Origin of the sequence: Sodalinema gerasimenkoae IPPAS B-353, from assembly GCF_009846485.1 — a bacterium.
Taxonomy (GTDB): Bacteria; Cyanobacteriota; Cyanobacteriia; order Cyanobacteriales; family Geitlerinemataceae; genus Sodalinema; species Sodalinema gerasimenkoae.
In genome coordinates this window covers 302534-321467 of sequence record NZ_ML776472.1, presented here as the reverse complement: position 1 = coordinate 321467, position 18934 = coordinate 302534, and the positions used below count along the sequence as shown (strand labels likewise).

Annotated in this window: 20 protein-coding genes and 1 riboswitch; of the genes, 11 read left to right on the top strand and 9 right to left on the bottom strand. The window is 52.1% G+C overall.

The annotated features are described in order from the left end of the window. Window positions 1-60: 60 nt before the first annotated feature. A riboswitch (guanidine-I (ykkC/yxkD leader) is annotated at window positions 61-230 on the top strand. A 74-nt stretch (window positions 231-304) separates the two neighbouring features. The 7 genes from L855_RS01445 to L855_RS01415 all read left to right on the top strand — a co-directional run bounded on the left by L855_RS01445 (window position 305) and on the right by L855_RS01415 (window position 6004). Continuing rightward, window positions 305-1504: an agmatinase family protein gene (locus L855_RS01445; protein ID WP_159783461.1), complete on the top strand. Its 1200-nt coding sequence runs from the start codon at window positions 305-307 to the stop codon at window positions 1502-1504. 18 nt (window positions 1505-1522) lie between these two features. Continuing rightward, window positions 1523-1879: a hydrogenase maturation nickel metallochaperone HypA gene (gene hypA / locus L855_RS01440; protein WP_159783459.1), complete on the top strand. Its 357-nt coding sequence runs from the start codon at window positions 1523-1525 to the stop codon at window positions 1877-1879. A gap of 82 nt (window positions 1880-1961) precedes the next feature. Continuing rightward, the gene (hypB, locus tag L855_RS01435; RefSeq protein WP_159783457.1) at window positions 1962-2678 is read left to right on the top strand and encodes a hydrogenase nickel incorporation protein HypB; all 717 of its coding nucleotides are present in this window, start codon (window positions 1962-1964) and stop codon (window positions 2676-2678) included. Between the two features lie 73 nt (window positions 2679-2751). Beyond that, entirely contained in the window at window positions 2752-3765 is a 1014-nt protein-coding gene (locus L855_RS01430; RefSeq protein ID WP_159783455.1) for an ABC transporter substrate-binding protein, read from the top strand. Window positions 3766-3866: 101 nt separating this feature from the next. Then, window positions 3867-4703 (top strand): ABC transporter permease, encoded by an 837-nt coding sequence (locus tag L855_RS01425; protein WP_159783454.1) that lies wholly within the window; start codon window positions 3867-3869, stop codon window positions 4701-4703. Between the two features lie 64 nt (window positions 4704-4767). After that, the gene (locus L855_RS01420; RefSeq protein WP_159783452.1) at window positions 4768-5553 is read left to right on the top strand and encodes an ABC transporter ATP-binding protein; all 786 of its coding nucleotides are present in this window, start codon (window positions 4768-4770) and stop codon (window positions 5551-5553) included. 22 nt (window positions 5554-5575) lie between these two features. Continuing rightward, window positions 5576-6004, top strand: a complete 429-nt coding sequence (locus tag L855_RS01415) for a gamma-glutamylcyclotransferase family protein (RefSeq protein ID WP_192924974.1) — start codon at window positions 5576-5578, stop codon at window positions 6002-6004. Here L855_RS01415 and L855_RS01410 read toward each other — a convergent pair. The 3 genes from L855_RS01410 to L855_RS01400 all read right to left on the bottom strand — a co-directional run bounded on the left by L855_RS01410 (window position 6001) and on the right by L855_RS01400 (window position 8914). Then, window positions 6001-6831 (bottom strand): pentapeptide repeat-containing protein, encoded by an 831-nt coding sequence (locus L855_RS01410; RefSeq protein ID WP_159783450.1) that lies wholly within the window; start codon window positions 6829-6831, stop codon window positions 6001-6003. The genes L855_RS01415 and L855_RS01410 overlap by 4 nt on opposite strands. Before the next feature lie 409 nt (window positions 6832-7240). Further along, window positions 7241-8377: an aldo/keto reductase gene (locus L855_RS01405; protein WP_159783448.1), complete on the bottom strand. Its 1137-nt coding sequence runs from the start codon at window positions 8375-8377 to the stop codon at window positions 7241-7243. Window positions 8378-8395: 18 nt separating this feature from the next. Continuing rightward, a complete protein-coding gene (locus L855_RS01400; RefSeq protein WP_159783446.1) occupies window positions 8396-8914 on the bottom strand; it encodes a bifunctional nuclease family protein in 519 nt (172 codons plus the stop codon). A 205-nt stretch (window positions 8915-9119) separates the two neighbouring features. Here L855_RS01400 and ribE point away from each other — a divergent pair, with 205 nt between their 5' ends. From ribE to L855_RS01385, 3 genes are read left to right on the top strand one after another with little or no spacing between them, the layout of a single operon-like run. Continuing rightward, on the top strand, window positions 9120-9842 hold the full coding sequence (gene ribE, locus L855_RS01395) for a riboflavin synthase (protein ID WP_159783444.1): 723 nt from the start codon (window positions 9120-9122) through the stop codon (window positions 9840-9842). A 45-nt stretch (window positions 9843-9887) separates the two neighbouring features. Then, the gene (locus tag L855_RS01390) at window positions 9888-10397 is read left to right on the top strand and encodes a hypothetical protein (RefSeq protein WP_159783442.1); all 510 of its coding nucleotides are present in this window, start codon (window positions 9888-9890) and stop codon (window positions 10395-10397) included. Window positions 10398-10430: 33 nt separating this feature from the next. Continuing rightward, window positions 10431-11384 (top strand): lysylphosphatidylglycerol synthase transmembrane domain-containing protein, encoded by a 954-nt coding sequence (locus L855_RS01385; protein ID WP_159783440.1) that lies wholly within the window; start codon window positions 10431-10433, stop codon window positions 11382-11384. Between the two features lie 261 nt (window positions 11385-11645). Here the strand turns inward: L855_RS01385 and L855_RS01380 are convergent, their stop codons facing one another. The 3 genes from L855_RS01380 to L855_RS01370 all read right to left on the bottom strand — a co-directional run bounded on the left by L855_RS01380 (window position 11646) and on the right by L855_RS01370 (window position 14411). Next, on the bottom strand, window positions 11646-12467 hold the full coding sequence (locus L855_RS01380) for a sulfotransferase family protein (protein WP_159783438.1): 822 nt from the start codon (window positions 12465-12467) through the stop codon (window positions 11646-11648). Between the two features lie 6 nt (window positions 12468-12473). Further along, complete coding sequence (locus L855_RS01375) at window positions 12474-14018, bottom strand: class I SAM-dependent methyltransferase (RefSeq protein WP_159783436.1); 1545 nt, start codon at window positions 14016-14018, stop codon at window positions 12474-12476. A 93-nt stretch (window positions 14019-14111) separates the two neighbouring features. Further along, window positions 14112-14411 (bottom strand): 30S ribosomal protein PSRP-3, encoded by a 300-nt coding sequence (locus L855_RS01370; protein ID WP_087711002.1) that lies wholly within the window; start codon window positions 14409-14411, stop codon window positions 14112-14114. A gap of 162 nt (window positions 14412-14573) precedes the next feature. On the opposite strand from L855_RS01370, the gene L855_RS01365 reads away from it, so the two are divergent. Next, window positions 14574-15395: a TIGR01548 family HAD-type hydrolase gene (locus tag L855_RS01365; protein ID WP_159783434.1), complete on the top strand. Its 822-nt coding sequence runs from the start codon at window positions 14574-14576 to the stop codon at window positions 15393-15395. A 31-nt stretch (window positions 15396-15426) separates the two neighbouring features. On the opposite strand, the gene L855_RS01360 is transcribed toward L855_RS01365, so the two are convergent. The 3 genes from L855_RS01360 to L855_RS01350 form a co-directional block, all read right to left on the bottom strand. Beyond that, entirely contained in the window at window positions 15427-16323 is an 897-nt protein-coding gene (locus tag L855_RS01360) for an acyltransferase (protein ID WP_159783432.1), read from the bottom strand. 56 nt (window positions 16324-16379) lie between these two features. Further along, entirely contained in the window at window positions 16380-17306 is a 927-nt protein-coding gene (locus L855_RS01355; protein WP_159783430.1) for a hypothetical protein, read from the bottom strand. A 355-nt stretch (window positions 17307-17661) separates the two neighbouring features. After that, entirely contained in the window at window positions 17662-18615 is a 954-nt protein-coding gene (locus L855_RS01350) for a glycosyltransferase family 2 protein (protein WP_159783428.1), read from the bottom strand. Window positions 18616-18934 lie beyond the last annotated feature (319 nt).

The window sequence follows — 18934 nt, the reverse complement described above, 5'->3', positions numbered from 1 at the left end:
ACAGATATGTGATCGGACAGATGGTAAAACATCGTTACACATACTTAAAAACCAGCATTCAGATAGTGTTTCTAGGGTTCCGGTTTGTTAGGAAAAACGGTCAGCTTTACCGGCCGTAACCGCCTTGCAGGCGTCTGGTCCGAGAGAAACAGATAGCTTTATCTCGGTTAAACCATCAACAGTTTATCGAGGATAAGGTTGTTCCACGGCGGGAAAAAAGCCCGGGAGATTCTTGACGCGACAGTGTTGTCGTTTCGGGTCTCCTGGGCGTTTTTTATAGTGATGATTGATTCAGAGTGCAACTATGACTCAAGACCCAACTTTTCAACGTCCGAGCAACGATCCCTTTAACCGTGACGGCAAACGCGAAGGCGATCGCGCCCTAGAACTCGAAGCCCAATTACCCCTAACTGGCTGGCAACAGGAAGTCTCCCAGGGCTTGGAATACGGACTTGAGGCGGCCCCAAGTATTCGCGATCGCACCATCTCCACCTTTTCCCGAGGCGAACTGCCCCACTACGCCGGCATTAACACCTTTCTCAAAGCCCCCTACCTCGAAGATGTCCGCAACGTCGGCAACTATGACGTGGCCATCCTTGGCGTTCCCCATGACTCAGGAACCACCTATCGTCCCGGAACCCGCTTTGGCCCCCAAGGAATCCGCCGCATCAGCGCCCTCTACTCCACCTATAGCTTTGAAATGGGGGTTGACCTACGAGAACAAATCACCCTCTGCGACATCGGCGATATCTTCACCATCCCCGCCAACAACGAAAAATCCTTTGACCAAATCTCCAAAGGCGTCGCCCATGTCTTCGCCTCCGGGGCCTTCCCCATCATCCTCGGCGGCGACCATTCCATCGGCTATCCCACCGTTCGCGGCATTTGTCGGCATCTCGGAGACAAAAAAATCGGCATCATCCACTTTGACCGTCATGCCGACACCCAAGAAACCGATCTCGACGAACGGATGCACACCTGTCCCTGGTTCCATGCCACCAACCTCCACAATGCCCCCGCCAAAAACCTAGTCCAACTGGGCATTGGCGGCTGGCAAGTCCCCCGCAAAGGGGTCAAAATCTGTCGAGAACGCAGCACCAACGTGCTAACCGTGACCGACATTACCGAAATGGGACTCGACGCCGCCGTAGACTTTGCCCTAGAACGGGCCCTCGATGGCACAGACTGCGTCTACATCAGCTTTGACATTGACTGCATCGATGCCGGCTTCGTCCCAGGAACCGGCTGGCCCGAACCCGGAGGCTTACTCCCCCGAGAAGCCCTGTATCTCCTGGGCAAAATCATCCGCCAAGCCCCCGTTTGCGGCCTAGAAGTCGTCGAAGTCTCTCCCCCCTACGACATCAGTGACATTACCTCCCTGATGGCCACCCGAGTCATCTGCGACACCATGGGACATCTCATCGTCTCGGGCCAACTGCCCCGTCAACACAAACCCGACTACATCCATGCCGAAGCCCAGATGGAAAACGACACCTGGCAATAGGAGGCAATAGGACAGGCCATGCATGAAACCGATATGACCAAGGCTCTCATTCTCACCATTAAGGACTGGTGGCAACAAGAAGACTGCCCTCAAATTGAGCGAGTGCATCTGATTGTCGGTCGCTTTACCTGTGTAGAACCCGAGAGTTTACGGTTTGCCTTTGACGTACAAACCCGCGATAGCTTCCTGGCCGGGGTGAGTTTACAGGTTCAGGAAACGCCGCTGATTGCCTATTGTCATCACTGCCAGGCGGAGTACGAGCCGCAAATTGGCTTGCAGTATAGCTGTCCCATCTGCCAATCTCCCATGGAGGACATTCGCTCAGGACGAGAACTGAAAATTGATCGGATTGAATATGCTGATTCGTCAGCCTAATCTCTCATCCCCCTCTCAATTCTTGGGCAACGTGCCAATTTTGGCGTTGCCATAACCCCCTACTTAATGGAGATCTCATCTCATGCACCAAACTATTGATGCAACCCTCGGCATTAACCTGCTTCATGCCAATCAATCCCTAGCCAATCTCAACCGAGCCGAGTTTGATGATTGGGGGGTCTATTGCCTGAACCTGATGAGTAGCCCCGGTGCCGGAAAAACCGTACTGCTTGAAAAAACCCTCGCTGCCCTCAGCGGACAACTCCAGATGGCCGTCATTGAAGGGGACATGACCACCGAACTCGATGCAGAACGTCTGCGTCAGTATGATGTGCCGGTGATTGCCATTAACACAGGACGTTCCTGTCACCTAGACGCCAAAATGGTGGCTGGGGGAATGCACAGTTTAGAACATGACTATGAACCCGCCGATTTAGATCTCGTCTTTGTCGAAAATGTCGGTAACTTAGTTTGTCCAGCGGAGTTTGAGGTGGGAGAACATGCCAAAGTTGCCCTATTGAGCATCACCGAAGGAGAGGATAAACCTCTGAAATATCCGGTGATGTTCCAGGAAGCCGATTGTTTACTCCTCACCAAAATCGATTTAGCCCCCTATCTGGAGATTGACCTCGATCGCATTATCCAATCCGTGCGCCAGATGAATCCTAATGTTCGGATTTTTCCAGTCTCGGCTAAAACCGGAGAGGGCCTAGACCCCTGGTTCAAATGGGTTCAGTTACAAGTCGCCCTACGCCAGCAATCGGCGAAAGGGGCAGCCGTGCAAGAACTGGTCTGGTAAGGGTGAGGTCTTGGCCGACGGAAGAAAACAATGTCACAAACTTTAGTCACAAACTTCAGGAGCATGATAACCGATGCAACGTCGATCAGTTTTAGCCTGTTTAGGACTGTTTTTTGCCAGTTTGTTGATTGTCGTTGGTTGTACGAATAATCAAGTAGCAACCAATGGCGGCAAAACTATCGTGATGGGATTCAGCGCCTGGCCCGGTTGGATTCCCTGGCAAATTGCCGAAGAGGAACAACTCTTTGCAGCCAATAATGTCAATGTCTCTCTGCGCTGGTTTGATGGCTATCTCGACTCAATTAATGCTTTAGCCGCCGGACAACTCGATGCCAATACCCAAACCCTCAATGACACCATTAGTTCGGTGGCCGCCGGGTCTGATCAGGTGGTGGTGTTGGTCAATGATAACTCGACAGGCAATGACAAAATTATTGTCAGTGATGCCATTGAGTCCATTGAAGATTTACGGGGACGAACCATTGCCGTTGAAGAAGGAACGGTGAACCATTTTCTATTGCTGTTAGGGCTAGAGGAGGCGGGACTTTCGGCTGAGGATGTCACCATTCAACCGTTAGAAACGGGGGCAGCAGCAGCGGCATTTGTGGCGGGACAGGTGGATGTTGTGGGGGTGTTTGCACCCTTTACAACCCGAGCCTTGGAACGAGCGGGAAGTCGTGAACTTTTTAGTTCGGCAGACTTTCCTGGTGCTGTGCCAGACCATTTAGTGGTCTCCCGAGAAATGGTTGAGGAGTACCCCGAGCAGGTTCAAGCTCTGGTGAATACTTGGTTCGATATTTTGCAATATATTGAGGACAATCCGGAGGCCGCTTATGATATTTTGACCGAACGGGCTGGGGTAACTTTAGATGAGTATCGGGATTACGATGCTGGCACCACGATTTTCAGTATTGAGGACAATTTAGAAGCCTTTGAACCGGGAGATAATATGACATCATTGCCTTATGCTGCTAATGAAATTGCAGATTTCTTATTGGCGAATGACTTTATTGATGCAAAACCGGACTTACAGCAACTCTTTGACGATAGGTTTGTGAAAGCTTATGCAGAAGAACATCAATCTTAAGCGGTTTTGGGTGTCAGAGTTGGATACTCTTTTTGGACATAGCTTATTGCTTGGCTAATTGTGTTGGCTGATTGTGCAAGATTATATCTGGGGAATATGGTATGAAAGAAACCCATCGCTCATCTTGGTCTGAAGATCATCGAATTTTAACGCCAAATTTGTTTTGGAGTATTCGTGAGGAGATCCCCCGATCGCTCAATTGGCAGCTCATGGCAGCCTCGATGCTATTACCTCTACTCGTTTGGGCATTTATTTCGAGTTTAGGGGTTGTTGAACCGCTGTTTTTACCCTCTCCCATTGAGGTCGTACAGGCCATTGGTCGCTTATGGTCGGCGGATATCCTCCAGAAGGATATTGCTTACAGTATCTTTCGTGTTTTTAGCGGCTTTGCCCTGGCTGTGTTGATTTCGGTTCCCTTGGGAGTTTTGATGGGGACTTTTGCCAGTATCCGAGCCATGATGGAACCGGCAATCGCCATTTTGCGCTATATGCCAGCGCCAGCGTTCATTCCGCTGCTAATTCTCTATTTTGGCTTAGGAGAGGTTCCCAAAGTTCTGCTAATTTTTATTGGCACGCTATTTTTTAACACCTTGATGATTATGGACGCGGTTAAATTTGTCCCCAAGGAGTTGATTGAAACAACCTATACCCTGGGCGGAAACCGCAAACAAGTCTTGCTCAAGGTGATTTTACCTCATGTGTTGCCGGGCATTTTAGATGCCAGCCGAGTCAACATGGCAGCCTCCTGGAATTTAGTCATTGTTGCTGAATTGGTGGCGGCAACGGAGGGACTGGGGCGTCGCATCAGTGTGGCACAGCGTTTTTTACGAACCGATGAAATTTTTGCGGGATTACTGGTTATTGGTTTGATTGGTTTGGCGATTGATTTGTTATTTCGGCTTGCCTTAAAGCTCTGCTGTAGCTGGACAGAGGATTGAAAGCCTGTATGACGTATCAACATTTAATTCAACATTAAATTTAGATAACTCGGAGGACTCATTCATGCACTTAGAAGTGAATCATCTCTACAAGCAATTTCCTACCCATCAGGGAGCGTTAGTGGCGTTAAAAGACATTAATCTCCATGTGGAACAAGGCGAATTTGTCTGCGTCGTCGGCGCGTCAGGGTCTGGAAAATCAACCTTACTGCGATTGGTTGCTGGTTTAGATGGCCTCACGGCCGGAGAAATTCGCGTCGATGGTCGTCTGGTGACGGGGCCGGGGAGCGATCGCGGCATGGTGTTTCAACGCTATACGCTCTATCCCTGGATGACGGTGGCCCAAAATGTCGGCTTTGGCTTGCAGTTACGAGGGGTCTCCAACGCCGAAAAACGGGAGCGAGTTGCCTACTATCTAGATGTGGTGGGATTGTCCTCGTTTGCCAAGGCCTTGCCGAAGCAGTTGTCGGGGGGGATGAAACAACGGGTGGCGATCGCCCGCGCGTTAGCCTCAGAACCCAAAATTCTCCTGATGGATGAACCCTTTGGGGCCTTAGATGTCCAGACGAAAGAGACCATGCAAGAATTTCTACTCAATCTCTGGCAACGGACCGGAACCTCAATTTTGACGATCACCCATGATGTGGGTGAAGCGGTGTTCCTGGCCCAACGGGTCTATGTCTTCAGTGCCAGTCCAGGGCAGGTTCGCGAGGAAGTCGCCGTAGAACTCCCCGACGATCGCGATTATCATATCAAGGCAACCTCGAAGTTTCGGGACTACGAGATGCATATTATGGATTGTTTGCGCAATGCTGCCACGGCCATGTCTGTGGCTTCTATGGAAGCGTAACATCCACAGCGAACCGCAGAGAATGTCCGTCATGATCCAAGTCTTTGTTTATGGAACGTTAAAGCCTGGGGAGCGCTTCCATCGTCCCTATTGCGGCGATCGCGTCCAAGTCCATGGCCCGGCTATTGCCCCGGGACGGCTGTATCATCTTCCCCATCTCAACTACCCCGCCATGACCCCCGAATCTGGATGGGTTCACGGCGTAATTTTGGGCTTTGAGAGCGCTCAAGCTTTAGAGAAATTAGACCAGTTGGAGGGATATCAACGCGATCGCCCCCCTGATGAGAATGAGTACAATCGCTTCGATATCGAAGTCTTTGACCCCCAAACCCCCCAGCGATCGCTGGGTAAGGTCTTAGCCTATTACATGAGCCAGCAGCGGGTGCAAGGCCATGATGGCATCTTACTCCCAGAGGGGGTTTGGAGTGAACGGGGCTTAACGATCCACTAACGACGACCCCGGTTTTGGGCTTCCTCGCTATCGGCTAAGGTTTGACGGATGCGATCTAAACTCCACCCATCAATCAGTCGTTGCTGATAGGTCCGCAAACCCGCTTGATCGGCAGGCCGTCCCAGAATTTCCCGGTAGAGGCGGTCAATGCGATCGCGGGCCTCATCACTGCGGGCTAAGTGACGACGGACTGAGTCTAAATTCATGCCTCGTTCGAGTTGTCGAGCATAGTCCTCTAAGCCTCGACGGTCCGCATTGCGTCCTAAAACCTCCTGGTAGAGTCGGTTGATGGTTTCACGGGAGCGAGCAGCAGTGGCGCGGTCATCGTAACGGCCACCCCGGCGGTCATCACGACGGTCATCGTAACGGCCACCCCGGCGGTCATCACGACGGTCATCGTAACGATCGCCCCGACGGTCATCACGACGGTCATCGTAACGGCCACCCCGGCGATCATCACGACGGTCATCACCAGCTAATAAACCGCGACTATCCTGGGTTCTAGCCCCCCGTACATTCACACCCCGCAGATCTGCATTGCGGAAGTCAGCCCCCCGCAAGTCCGCATCTCGGAAGTCCACATTTTGCAGATTGGCCCCTCGCAAATCCGCATCTTCGAGATTGGCCCCCTGTAAATTACTGCCTCGTAAGTCGGCGTTTCGCAGATCCGCTCGCCGTAAGTTGGCTCGGCGCAAGTCGCAGCGAGTACAAACGCCGGTGCGATAGAGTCGGTCGAGATGTTGGTGATTGTTAGCTTGGGCGTTGGGGGCGGTGAGTCCTACCAGAACGGTCATGGCGGCGATCGCCCCGTAATGTTGAAGTTTCATAGGAGGGAATAGGGGATAGGGGACAGGGGGAAGAAGGCAGTAGGGTAGAAGAGGGCAAAAGGCAAAAGGCAAAAGGCAAAAGAAAAGACGTAGGGGTGTACCGCAAGTGGCGCGCCCTAGGCAGTAGGCAGTAGGCAGTAGGGGGAACCACGTAGGGGCACGCCCTTGTGGCTGCCCGAGGACACGGAGAAAGAGAGGGAAAGAGAGAGAGAAAGACAGAAAGACCTAGGGAAACCTACTTCAGCCCCTCCGGTGGAGGAGAAAACCAGGTAGAGCCTCTTCCTCCTTTACTTTAAACCCGTCCTTTCGCATCTTGGGTATCGTTAGTGTCTGTTATTAGAATGGCACAAGTGCTAGAAATAGCCTTCTGAGCCAACAGGAGTGAAACCTGTCTCCAACCCCCGATTGGCTAATCCTCTTGCCAGAGTCGTCGTCCTTCACGGGGCCGGAGACGGGCATGGGTATCTCGTAATAAACGGGGAATTTCTAACCTTTCAGGACAACGGGGCAGACAGTCTCCACATTCTGTACAACGGTTGCCGCGACGACCCGGAAACCAATGGCCGGCATTTTCAAACATCCGATAGCGATATTGACCAAAGGACTCCATCTCGTAGGCGATCGCCAAATTCCGTAGCCGCAAGACTTCGGGAATCTGGATGTTTTCGGGACAGGGGAGACAGTCATAACATTGACGACAGGCATCTGGGCCTAACCGTTCCGTCAATTCCTCGTCGAGTCGCTCTAAACAGTGGCGTTCTGTGGGGGTTAAAGGGCCAAGGCGATCGCCCCAGGGCAAGATAGCGTCGAGTTCCTCAGGATTCGCCGCCCCCACACTCAGCGTTGAGATGCGCGGATCACTGAGGAGGAAACGGTAATTTAAGCCCAAGGGAGACAGCGGCTCACATAAACGCCGCAACCGCTGCGGGGGCTGGTGTAATTGTCCCCCCTTGTCAGCCGGGGAGATGATGAAAACCCCCATATCGAACGCCTCCGCGAGGGCGATCGCCGGTTGATGACGCTGGAAAAATAGATAATAGTGCAAATTAACAAACTCAAAGGCTTCCGTCTTCATCGCCTCTAGAATCAACTCCAAGCTGCCATGAGTCGAAAATCCTAAATGGCGGATTTTACCTGCCTTCTGTGCCTGCTGAGCGGCCGCTAAGCCTCCATTCTTCTCCTGAACCCCAGCTAACTGTTCCGGGGTATTAATGCCATGAATGGCCAGATTATCTAAGTAATCCAGGCCCAGACGAGTCAGAGAGTCATCAATCCAGTCCGCCATCTGCTGGCCCTCTGACGTTGGGGGCAGTTTACTGGTGATATAGACCCGCTCACGAGGACATCCTAACCCCGCCTTCAGGGCCGCCCCTAAATACTGTTCACTATTGCCATAGCCTCGCGCCGTCTCCAGATGATTAATTCCCACCTCAACTGCCTTACGGATCGTGGCGATCGCCATCTCCTGGGACGATAAGCAGCGCATTGTCCCCAAGGAAAACACCGATAGCTGTGAGTCTGTCGAGCCAAATCGCCGGTATTGCATCACAGAGGCGGCGTGAATCTAGGAATCACTCGAATCACTGAACTCTTGGCCAGCCCGTTTAATCAGTTCCTGGGGACTCAGATTATTGATAAACTCCCGAAACGCCTGGCGTTCTGCCTCATCCGCATCGCGATCGACGGGAATCGAAGCATCGGCCACCACTTCCTCCATCACCCAGATCGAGGCATCCGTCCGCAGGGCCAGGGCGATCGCATCACTCGGACGAGCATCAATCTCATGCTTAACCTTGCCATCAGGACTCACCATCTTGAGAACCGCAAAAAAGGTATTATCTTCGAGGGCATGAACAATCACCCGCTCTAAGGTCAAATCCCAAGCATCCAGGATATTCATCATCAAATCATGGGTCATGGGACGCGGAGGAGTCTGTTGTTCAATGGCACTAATGATCGAGCGTGCCTGATCCTGGGAAATATAAATGGGCAAAGCGCGCCGCTCGCTGGCATCTCTCAGAAGTACGATGGGACTGCGGGTGGCTGCATCTAAGGCAATTCCAGCAACTTTCATCTCAATCATTAATCCAGCCTCTTAGTTGAACGATCACGGGCAAGGGACAGGGAAGGACCCCTACTATTCAGGATAGATGACTCTATCGGAGAGTAGATCCAGCGGCGGGAGACATCTAGGGGCCATCTGGGGTAACTCCGAGGGGAGCGACGCTACAATACTGACAGCCTGGGGAAACCGTCCCCCAAAAATCGTCTCACCTAGGATATACCCTGTGTTTACCGGACTTATTGCCGCCCTTGGAACCCTTGATGCCTTTAGCGATGGTCAGTTACGCATCCACTATCTGACTGGCAATGCGTTGGCCATTAGCCATGATTTAGCTATTGGCGATAGTGTTGCCGTCGACGGGGTCTGTTTGACAGTTGAATCTATTTTACCCCAGGGATTTGTCGCGGCTGTGTCTCCAGAAACCCTCAATCGCACTAGCTTGGTTCGGGCCTGGGAACAGCAGCGTCCTGTCAATTTAGAAGCCTCCCTACGAATGGGGGGTAAAATCGGCGGCCATTTCGTCACGGGACATATCGATGGCATCGGCTGTTTGGACCTGGCCGAGATGACCGGTAACTCCTGGGAGATGACCTTTACCGCTCCCCCTCGACAGACTCAGCAGTGGGGCGATCGCATTGCCCCCTATCTGGCCGCCAAAGGTAGCATTGCCATCAATGGCATTAGTTTAACGGTGGCCGAGTGCGATCGCCACCGCACCTGGTTTCGCGTGGCCGTGATCCCCCATACCTATCAAGAAACGAATCTCAGTCGCCTCAGTCCGGGAGAATGGGTTAACTTAGAAGGCGACATTTTAGGCAAATACGTCGAGACATTTTTATCTCAGGGCCAACGCATTGCCACTGCTGCTTCCAACTCTTCAACCTCTGCCGATCCCATTACCCTCGACTTTCTCAGTCAACATGGCTATCAGGCCGGCCATCACTAGGGCCGTCGCCTCCCGCAACCGTAGTTTTTGGTCATTACTGACACTATGACGTTTCGCTTTCCTTCTCGTCTGCTGGCTCTGACCACCTTGAGTCTATTATGGGGCTGTGCTGATCACGAGTCATCCTCCGACACCACCACCCCCTTCTCAACATCCACCACCTCGCCCATCCTGACCCAACCGTCAGAGGACTGGCAAGAGGCCATACGAGCCACCACTGAAGAGGCGTTAGAGACCGAGGCTCCAGACCCTGATGCTATCGTGGGCCGTTGGGAACCCCAATCCTATGTTCCCTCCCAGGGCGACCCCGTTGACCTCACCACTCTTCCCCCAGCTCAGCAAGCTGACTTAGTCTGGGTGTTAACGGAAGAGGGAATCATCCGGATTGGTGGGTTAGAAGGGACATATACGGTGGAAGGGGAAACCATCTACGCCAGAAATCCTAGTTCCGGGGATGTGACAGAGTTTCAATTTCAACTGTCTGGCAATCGCCTCGCCGTTGAGCGTAAGGGCGAGATTGAAAAGGGGGTTCTGCTGTTGGTTCGTCATCCCTAGCTCCTGTAACCTTCTATCTTTGAGGCGATTGCCATGAAACGACTTCTCTCGATTTTCGTCAGTGTAGTCATCCTGGCGATTATCTATTCCCGCATTGATATCCCGGCCTTGGCCCAAGTCTTCCAAGAGTGCGATCGCCTCTGGATGGCCATTAGTTTAGGGATGGTCGTTCCCCTCACCTTAGCCACGGGATGGCGGCTTCAACAGCTGATGCCCCGCCATCAAAATTTTCCCCTCACTGAAGCCACCAAACTCACCCTCTCCGCCAGTGTCCTCAATATGGTTCTCCCCTCAAAGATGGGGGAACTGGCGAAGGCCTATTTTATTCGCGATCGCGGCTATCTCCCTGGCTCCCTCGCCTTTTCCTTAGTGGTGTTTGAAAAAGCCTCTGATTTACTCTCTCTCTTTGTTTGGTGTGTTTTTGGGCTTCTGTTTTATCCTGACAAGGATATTCTCTTTTGGGCCATGACCGTTTTTGTCCTGCTCGGCTTAGTTTTTGGTCTCCTTCTCCTATCATCTCAGTCCTTCGCCAACCTATTTTTCCGTCGTAGCAAAGCCATCGCCTCGGGCAAACTCCGTCAGAAGCTCGACAAGCTCCATGGCTCTTGGACAGAAATGCACAACCACTTCTGGCAAGATAAACGGCAACTGCTCATCATCGCCTCCATCTCCATCTTTATCTGGTTTCTGCACCTGATGCAGATTTGGTTCTTCACCTTTGCCCTACAAGCCACTGTTCCCTTCATGGCTAACCTTGCCTTGGCTCCTTTGGCGATCTTCGCTGGCTTACTTCCCCTCACCTTTGCCGGAGTTGGCACTCGTGATGCTGCCTTAATTCTCTTCTATCAACCCTTCTTTGATGCCAACGTTGGCGCCGCCTTGGGCCTTCTCTGTACCTCCCGCTATTTGCTCCCGGCAATTGGGGGGTTGCCCTTCTTTAGCCAATACTTAGCGAACCTACGTACCGCCAAGTCCACGGTCAAATAGAGTCCGACGTTTTCCGAGCGTTCCTGTTACTTAATGTTACAAAAAAGGTCTCAAAAAGGCTTGACACCACGACTAATTTACTCTTATACTAGGTATCAAATAGAGTCCATTGTCTAGTTTAACTTGATCAAAAAAGATTAGATGAATGGCAAGGGCTCCGCTGCCCCGGTGCGGGCGGCGCGGGTCCAAACATCTAAGCTGCAAACTTTTTTTAGCTCTCAGACCACGAATCGAAACAGCCACAGCCCCATTCAGCCCCACTCACTCATCGTTCCAAAGACCCAACGGCTGACAAACCTGGCAAATGAGAGACACCTGTTCTGGGGAGAGAATCTGACGATAGCGCCCCACACTAGCACTAGAAACCCCGTGACCGTAGAGAGACGTTGACCACCAGGGGCGATAGCGTTGTGGAAGTTGAGCAAAATCCAAATCACTCCGCCAAGGTTGATGGGGATTCGTGTCACTCAGGCGAAGTCCCGTAAACCCTTCAAGCTGACGCAGCGCCACCTGAGGATAATGAACCAGGCCTTCATAGCGGACATAGCGAGTTTGTTGCCAAAACTGGGGCAAGTCAGCGGCTTGACAGGGGCGATAATAGTCACAGAAAAACTCTGCTAACGCCTTCATATCCTGCCGTTCCAGGAGTTTAACAAGGGTGGGACTCTGGCGGGTTTGTTTGAGCTTATCGCCCACCTCCATCAGGGAGGCGATCGCATCACAGGGGTCTCGCAGCAGAATCAGGAACTGAGCCTGGGGGACCAACTCAAACAAATCAGGGAAATACTTCGTCAGTTCCGGGGACTTGAGGACGAGATGTTGCGCCTCGGGATAACGTTGCGCCGTTTTTTCCAGAAACGCCATGACCCAAGGGCGAGAAAAATTGGCGTAATCCTGGAGATCATCAAAATAAGCGCCCCCTTCTACCCGCCAGACCTTTTTCCCCCGATGATAGGTCGAGACCACATAGGCCAGGTAACTGGCCTCAGCCATCAGGGGATTCGTGGTCACATCCCGACAGAGGAGACTATTGAGTAGAGTCGTCCCTGTACGAGGTGCGCCCCCAATAAAGATATAGTGCATCCGTCGTTAGAACTGTGTCTCCACCGTTGAAAACAGAGGTTTGGGGGCATTCTCCTCCTTGGAGTCCTCAGGAGTTTCTTCTAGGGTATCCTCGGGGGTGTCCTCGGGGGTATCCTCCCGAACCAAAGTAAGCCAATGGAGGGCCATCGGCGGCGAACTCATCGCAAACACCTGTTGTCCCTGGGCCCAGCGAGCATACCAGGGGTCAAGTTTCGCTTGGTCTGGAGGACGATGTTCCTGTTCATAAGCCAGCACCGGAACCTCATCCACGAGAGTGAGGGGGAGCCGTTCCAGGAGAGACTCCAGTTGCGATCGCCAGAACACCGTCGAATTAAAGACCCGAGCCGTTTCCTCCACCAAGGGAGTTCTCGGTAACTCCTCCGAGGCTAAAAAGAGATTCAACAACAGAGTGGCCCCAGGACGCAAGGCTTGAGCCATCTTACTCAACAGCCCCTCCAACGCCTCCACATCGGCCACACGGGAGGCCACCTCCGTCAGCAGTCCCCAGCCATATTGGCCGGGTTTGAGGGTCACCAAGGGGTCTAGGATGTCTTCCGCCATAACCCGAATCGGGAGCGTCTCCTCTTGCAGCCACTGATCTAAGCGCTCGGCAAAGGGGGAGGCTAAGTCCATGGCATCCACCGCAAACCCTTGACGTGCCAAGGGTAACGCTGATTGAGCCGTTCCCACCCCAGCCAAGAGAACCGGAGTCTCATCCGCCGACAGAGACCCGGCCAGATCCATCACCTTGGTTAGGGGGGCCAGCGTCTCAAAATAATCTGGGGTTTGTTTGAGAAGGGTTTGAGATTGCTCCGCCAGCGATCGCGTCGCCACGGAGATTTGACAGGATAAGCCCCCCTCCTCTGGAGGATTACTGGCATACCTGACCAACAGTCGGGCCTGGGGGGACAAGAGAAAACCCGTCTCGAGTTCTTGTTGTAAGCGAGCCTCCAACTGATCCGCTTGAGTTTGACTCAGGGGATGCGTCAGTAGGGCAAATAACCCCGCCAACTGCTGTAAATAATCCCGTCGCAAACAGGGAATCGAGGGAAACACCAATTGTCCCTGACTCAGGAGGGTCTGGCTAGGCGTCTTGGTTTTGATCCGGTCCAAGCGATAGACGAGGCCCTGACGAGGGGATGGGGCCGGTTCATAGCTGAGGACGAGTTGCGACGAAGCGGGGGGATCTTTCAGGAGCGTCGCCAGATGTTGACAGAGGGTCACCAACTCCGAGGGAGAGAGGGGTTTGCCCAATAGGGAAAACAAGCGGTTAATCCGTTGTCCATAGGGATCGACCGCCCCTTTAACCGCAGGAAAGGCAATCTGACCCTGGGCCGACAGACTGCCCTTAAGACTACGGGCGATCGCCTGGTATAACGGTGCATCAAGTTGAGAGCTGGTGGTCACGTCAATCTCCACAAGAAAAATCGCAAGATGGGCTACTAGATAGGGTGAACCGGGGACAAGTTCCCCGGAAAGACGGAAAAACCCGTTTTCGGGATGAAAACGGGCAACCGGAGTGAGCAGAGCCGGGGCTTCTCTCGAAGGCATGACCTGAAGCTGGGGCACAACTCACCGACCATCAGAGGGGCGATTGGGGAAAATGCCCCGAGAGAAGAACACCGGACTAGAGTCCGTAACGCACTACCGGCTTCCCGTAAAGCCCACTTCAGGAAACTGAGCTTGTGCTTCTGCCATGGACTTGGTTTTGCCCACTTCCTGCCAGTAGTTAATGACTTCCGTAGCTTTGTTGAGGAGTTCCACCCGTTCAACATCGGTAATCCAATGCTTGGCTTCCAGTTCGTTCTTTAACTGTTCCCAAGCATCATTCCGGGGCCAGAAATAGTAGGTGGTTAGGGGGCTGGTGCCTTTTCCGACCACTTGGTCAACGGCGATCGCCACGTCCTTATCTAACCAAAGGACCTTTAACATGAATCGAGACAAGCGTTACCTCCCGCGTTTGTGTTAAAAATTTGCAATTTCTCATTATACTATCTCCTAGAAAGCCTTTGACAATCCCTATTCGGTTAAGTCCGGGTCTAGAGTCGTCGAACGCTCTGCTCGTCCTGGTTTCACCCCTAAAAAAGTTCCTAGATTTAATTCCTAATGGCTCACCCCTCCCCCTCTGCCTCAGAACCGCTGGCTCTTGTCATCTTTGATATTGACGGTGTGATTCGGGATGTCGGTTCTTCCTATCGTCGGGCCCTAGCGGATACCGTCGAGCAGTTTACCCAGGGGGCCTATCGTCCCAGTTCCGAGGCCATCGATCAACTCAAAGCCGAGGGCATCTGGAATAACGACTGGGAAGGCTCAATGGAGTTGATTTACCGCTATTTCGAGAGTCAGGGGGGCGATCGCGATCGCCTCAACTTAGACTTTGATGAGATTGTCGCCTTCTTTCAATCCCGCTATCGGGGCGAGTCGGCGGAGAATCCAGAGCAATGGACGGGGTATATCTGTGATGAACCCATTCTGGCTCAACGCCCCTATTTTGAGAGTTTGACCGCCGCCAACATCGGCTGGGGCTTCTTTAGTGGGGCCACCCGAGGCTCTGCCCACTATATTTTACAGCGACGTATCGGCTTAGAGTCCCCGGTGTTAGTGGCCATGGAGGATGCCCCCGGAAAACCTGATCCCACCGGGTTATTTGCGACCTTAGAGCAATTACAGGCCAGCCCCACTTGTCCTGTTCTCTATGTTGGCGATACGGTGGCGGATATGTATGTGGTGGAGAACGCCGCCAAACAGGATGGCGATCGCCCCTGGATTGCGGTTGGGATTCTTCCCCCTCATGTGCAAACTGACCCGGACAGTCAAGCGAAGCATCGCCAACGCTTAGAGGATGCGGGGGGCCAGTTAGTGTTGAACCAGGTTACGGATTTAACGCCGGAGTTGATTTTGGAGAAGGCAGTAGGCAGTAGGCAGTAGGCAGTAGGCAATATATTGTTCTTGGGTTGACCTAGAGATTAACCTCATCTTGACCGTCCAGATAACGATCTGAGAACGCCTGGGCCCGGGCAATCCCCTTTGGAGAACTAGAATGAGTCCAGAGTTTGCCCTTGAGCGATCGATGGCTTGCCGGAACCCCAGCCGCAAGTGATCCCCGAGGAATATCCTTGACCACCACTGACCCCAAGGCAATGATCGAACAAGCTCCCACCGTTACATCCTTTAAGATGCTGACGTTCTGGCCAACCCAAACATGGGGTTCAATCAATACCCCTCGTTGTGAAGCATTCACCTGGTGCTGACGGTGGCGATCGAGAATCGGGTGTGCATCAGTCGTGCGAATCGTCACCCCATAGGAAAACAAACCATCATCCCCAATAATCAAAAAGGGACAATTGGCAGAATGCCCCCCTGAAAACAACGTCACCTTTTCTTGTAGCCGTCGTTTGGCATGACCAATCTGCACCCGATTGCCAATCAGAATTTCATCATCGTCCTGCAATGAAGCAATCTCAAGTCCCTCCAAGCAACAGCCATCACCGATAAACAACGTGAGATTCGCTTGATATACATCCACGTACACCGTCCCCGTCACCCCTCGACCGATATAGAGGGTGAGCGAACTATTCGGCTTCAGCAAATTGATGTGAAGGTTCAAGGATAAATCCTGTTCCTGACTCAATAACGTCACCCGTTGAGTTTCCCCATGAATCCACAGGCCGCCCCGTTTCCGGAAACGATGCCACTGTTGGGACAGACGACTGCGTTGTCGGCCCTTGCAGAACTCCATCAGGATAGACAACAAGCGTTTGAGTCCATGACGCTGATAAATTTCAAACCCTGGGTCTTGCAGATTAAACCCTTGAATATGCGCTTGTGCCAACTGCTGTGTAACGGTTCTAACCACCTTCACCCCATATCCGGTCATTAAGGGGGGAAACCCCCCTAAACACAACGTTCAGATCACGAACGTTGGAGCTTCTGCAACAGACGTTGCATTTTACTGTGAGATTTCACCTGCGTTGATTTTGAGGGTTTATGATGTTTAGCTTGCATCAGATCCGGTGAAGATAAATCCTCAAAGACCCCGGTCGGTGGCTCATAGAATTGGAACTGCATCCCATACCGTTCATTGGGAATATCTGAGCCAATCGTTTTTACAGCATGGAATGATTGACGGGTCTTGAAAAACAAGAAGAAGTTATTAGGTTTATAGGGAGCAACCTTCACGACATCAAAATTTTCCCAGGCATGATGTCGATTGCCCCAACACCGTTGTTTGGAATTTTTAGGAATACACATTTGCGTTCCATACTCTTCAAACCCGTCTCGATCTGCGAACGAAAAGATGCCAGTAAATACCCGCGCCGGAACATCAGTGTGGGGTCCAATATAGTATCCCGGTCGGTGACGCTGTAAGAAAAACTCGGTTTTAAAATGGCTCAAAAAGTCTGGGTTCTGTAGAAAATCTCCAAAGCGAATTTCAAAATAGGTTTTGTACTTTTGAATCACAAGGTTCTCAAACCAGTGATCTGCCCCTAAAAAACACTCATAAACAGTCTGCCAAAATTCTTGATACGGCTCACTTGGCAAGTTTGTTAGATGGCGGTCTAATGGAATTTGACGACGACGATAATAGGGCGTTGAGTTAACGCGAGTGGGGTCTTCAGAGGCTTTGCGTTTAATCCATTCTTCCCCTTCCACGAGCTGGAAAGGATTGAGGCTTAGGATAGATGCAAAAACATCCTCGGGGAAGAAATTTTCAATCAATACATGAGGGAAGGGACTGGGATTAATCTCGGCCTGAGCAAATTTTGTTTCAATATGGTTGCGAATTTGACGAATTTTATCGTCGCATTGAACGCCTTGGAGGCTGGCAACTTGGGACATAATAATGAGTCAAAAGTGGGGACATCATTGGGATAGAATTTGATTGATGTACGAGACCGGGACCATAGGACAGAAAACCACAGTGGCGACCTCGCTCCCCAGACATTCCTCCCGGTCTAGAAAGGAAATAGACACAAGGTAAGGTGAGTTGGGAAACAGGCTGCCCTCTCCCGGCAAAGAGAATCCGAAGTTCTAATAGCCACCGCTATGAACGTTACAAGTCATGGCGCAAGGTAAATCAGGTCATCTTGAAGAGACGACCTATCAACCCCTACATGGGGAAGCCTTTCGGTTCTAACTCATTAATTGGGAAACTGCCAAGATTTATAGCGAATCTTGAAGAGGAGGTCGCGAATTAGCCTTTCTCCATATATTCAATATCTCGGGCGGCGTCGGGGAGTTGGGCTTCGGCTTGCCCCCGTTGCCGAGCTTGGGAAGTGTATACGCCGATGAGGGGTGCGAAGACGGAGACAAGATTTCCCCGGCCTATGCCCAGCTTGAGGGTTTGTCGGGGGAGGGATTTGAGTAGCCAACGCAGAAGGGGACGAACGGGGGACTGAGTAGGCTGTAACTCGACGCCATGTAACTCATGGAGATAGCGATTAGATTCCCCGTAACGTCGCCATTGCTTCTCTAACTCCTCCCAGGTGGCTCGGTGACGATGGCGAACAATGGCCTGTTGGGCAAATTTGAGTTGCCAATCCGTCCCCCGCAAAATCCGCCAGCATAAATCGGCGTCTCCCCCGGTAGTGAGATGGGGACGAAACAGGCCCACGGTTTCTAAGGCTTGCCGACGAATGGCTAGGTTGGCGGTTTGTCCATAGGGACAATAGGGATGTTCGAGGGTGTACGCTTGGCAGAGGGTTTTTTGCTGTTCGGCGTAGTGTTCGAGAAAGGTTTGCGGGGGGAGGGCCAAAATTTCTCCGGCGACGAGTCCGATTTCGGGCTGGTTGAAGGGTTGCAGCAACTGTTCTAGCCAGGTGGGTTCCGGGCGACAATCGGCGTCGGTGAAGGCAATGAGGTCACTGTTGCTGGACTGAATGCCTCGGTTGCGGGCGGCGTAGGAACTCTGAATCTCGGTTTCTGAGAGGAGTTTGAGGGGAATGGGAGTGGTTTTGACCGCTTCTGCTATCAAATGAGCGGTATTGTCCTGGCTATTGTTGTCAACCAAGAGATATTCGAGGGTTTCAGACGAATAGGTTTGTTGCTCTAGACAGGACAACAAATCCGGTAAATCTGCGGCTCCATTGTAGATGGGGATGACCACAGATACCGTGGGTTGGGTGGTGGGGGATGCAGATAAGGTCAACGTTGTTCCAAAACTAGGGATAGGATGAATGGCACGGCGACTCTTGGTGATGCTCGTACAGTTGAGCTAGAGTTGTTCTGGCACCGATGAGGTTAAGACGATCGCCACCTGAACTGGCTCAGGGGCGGCGGGCAAGCGGCAGATTAATCCTATCATTGTCCTCTGGCTGTTGGCTCGATATGACCTGATCTCAGACAACCTCCGTGCCCCCCGGATCTGGTTGATAAACTTGGGTTCTCGTTTTACTATTAAAAAAATATGTAGCAGCTCTCAACTTGGCCGATATGGGGATCTTGATACTCGCGCCCCCGTGGTCATG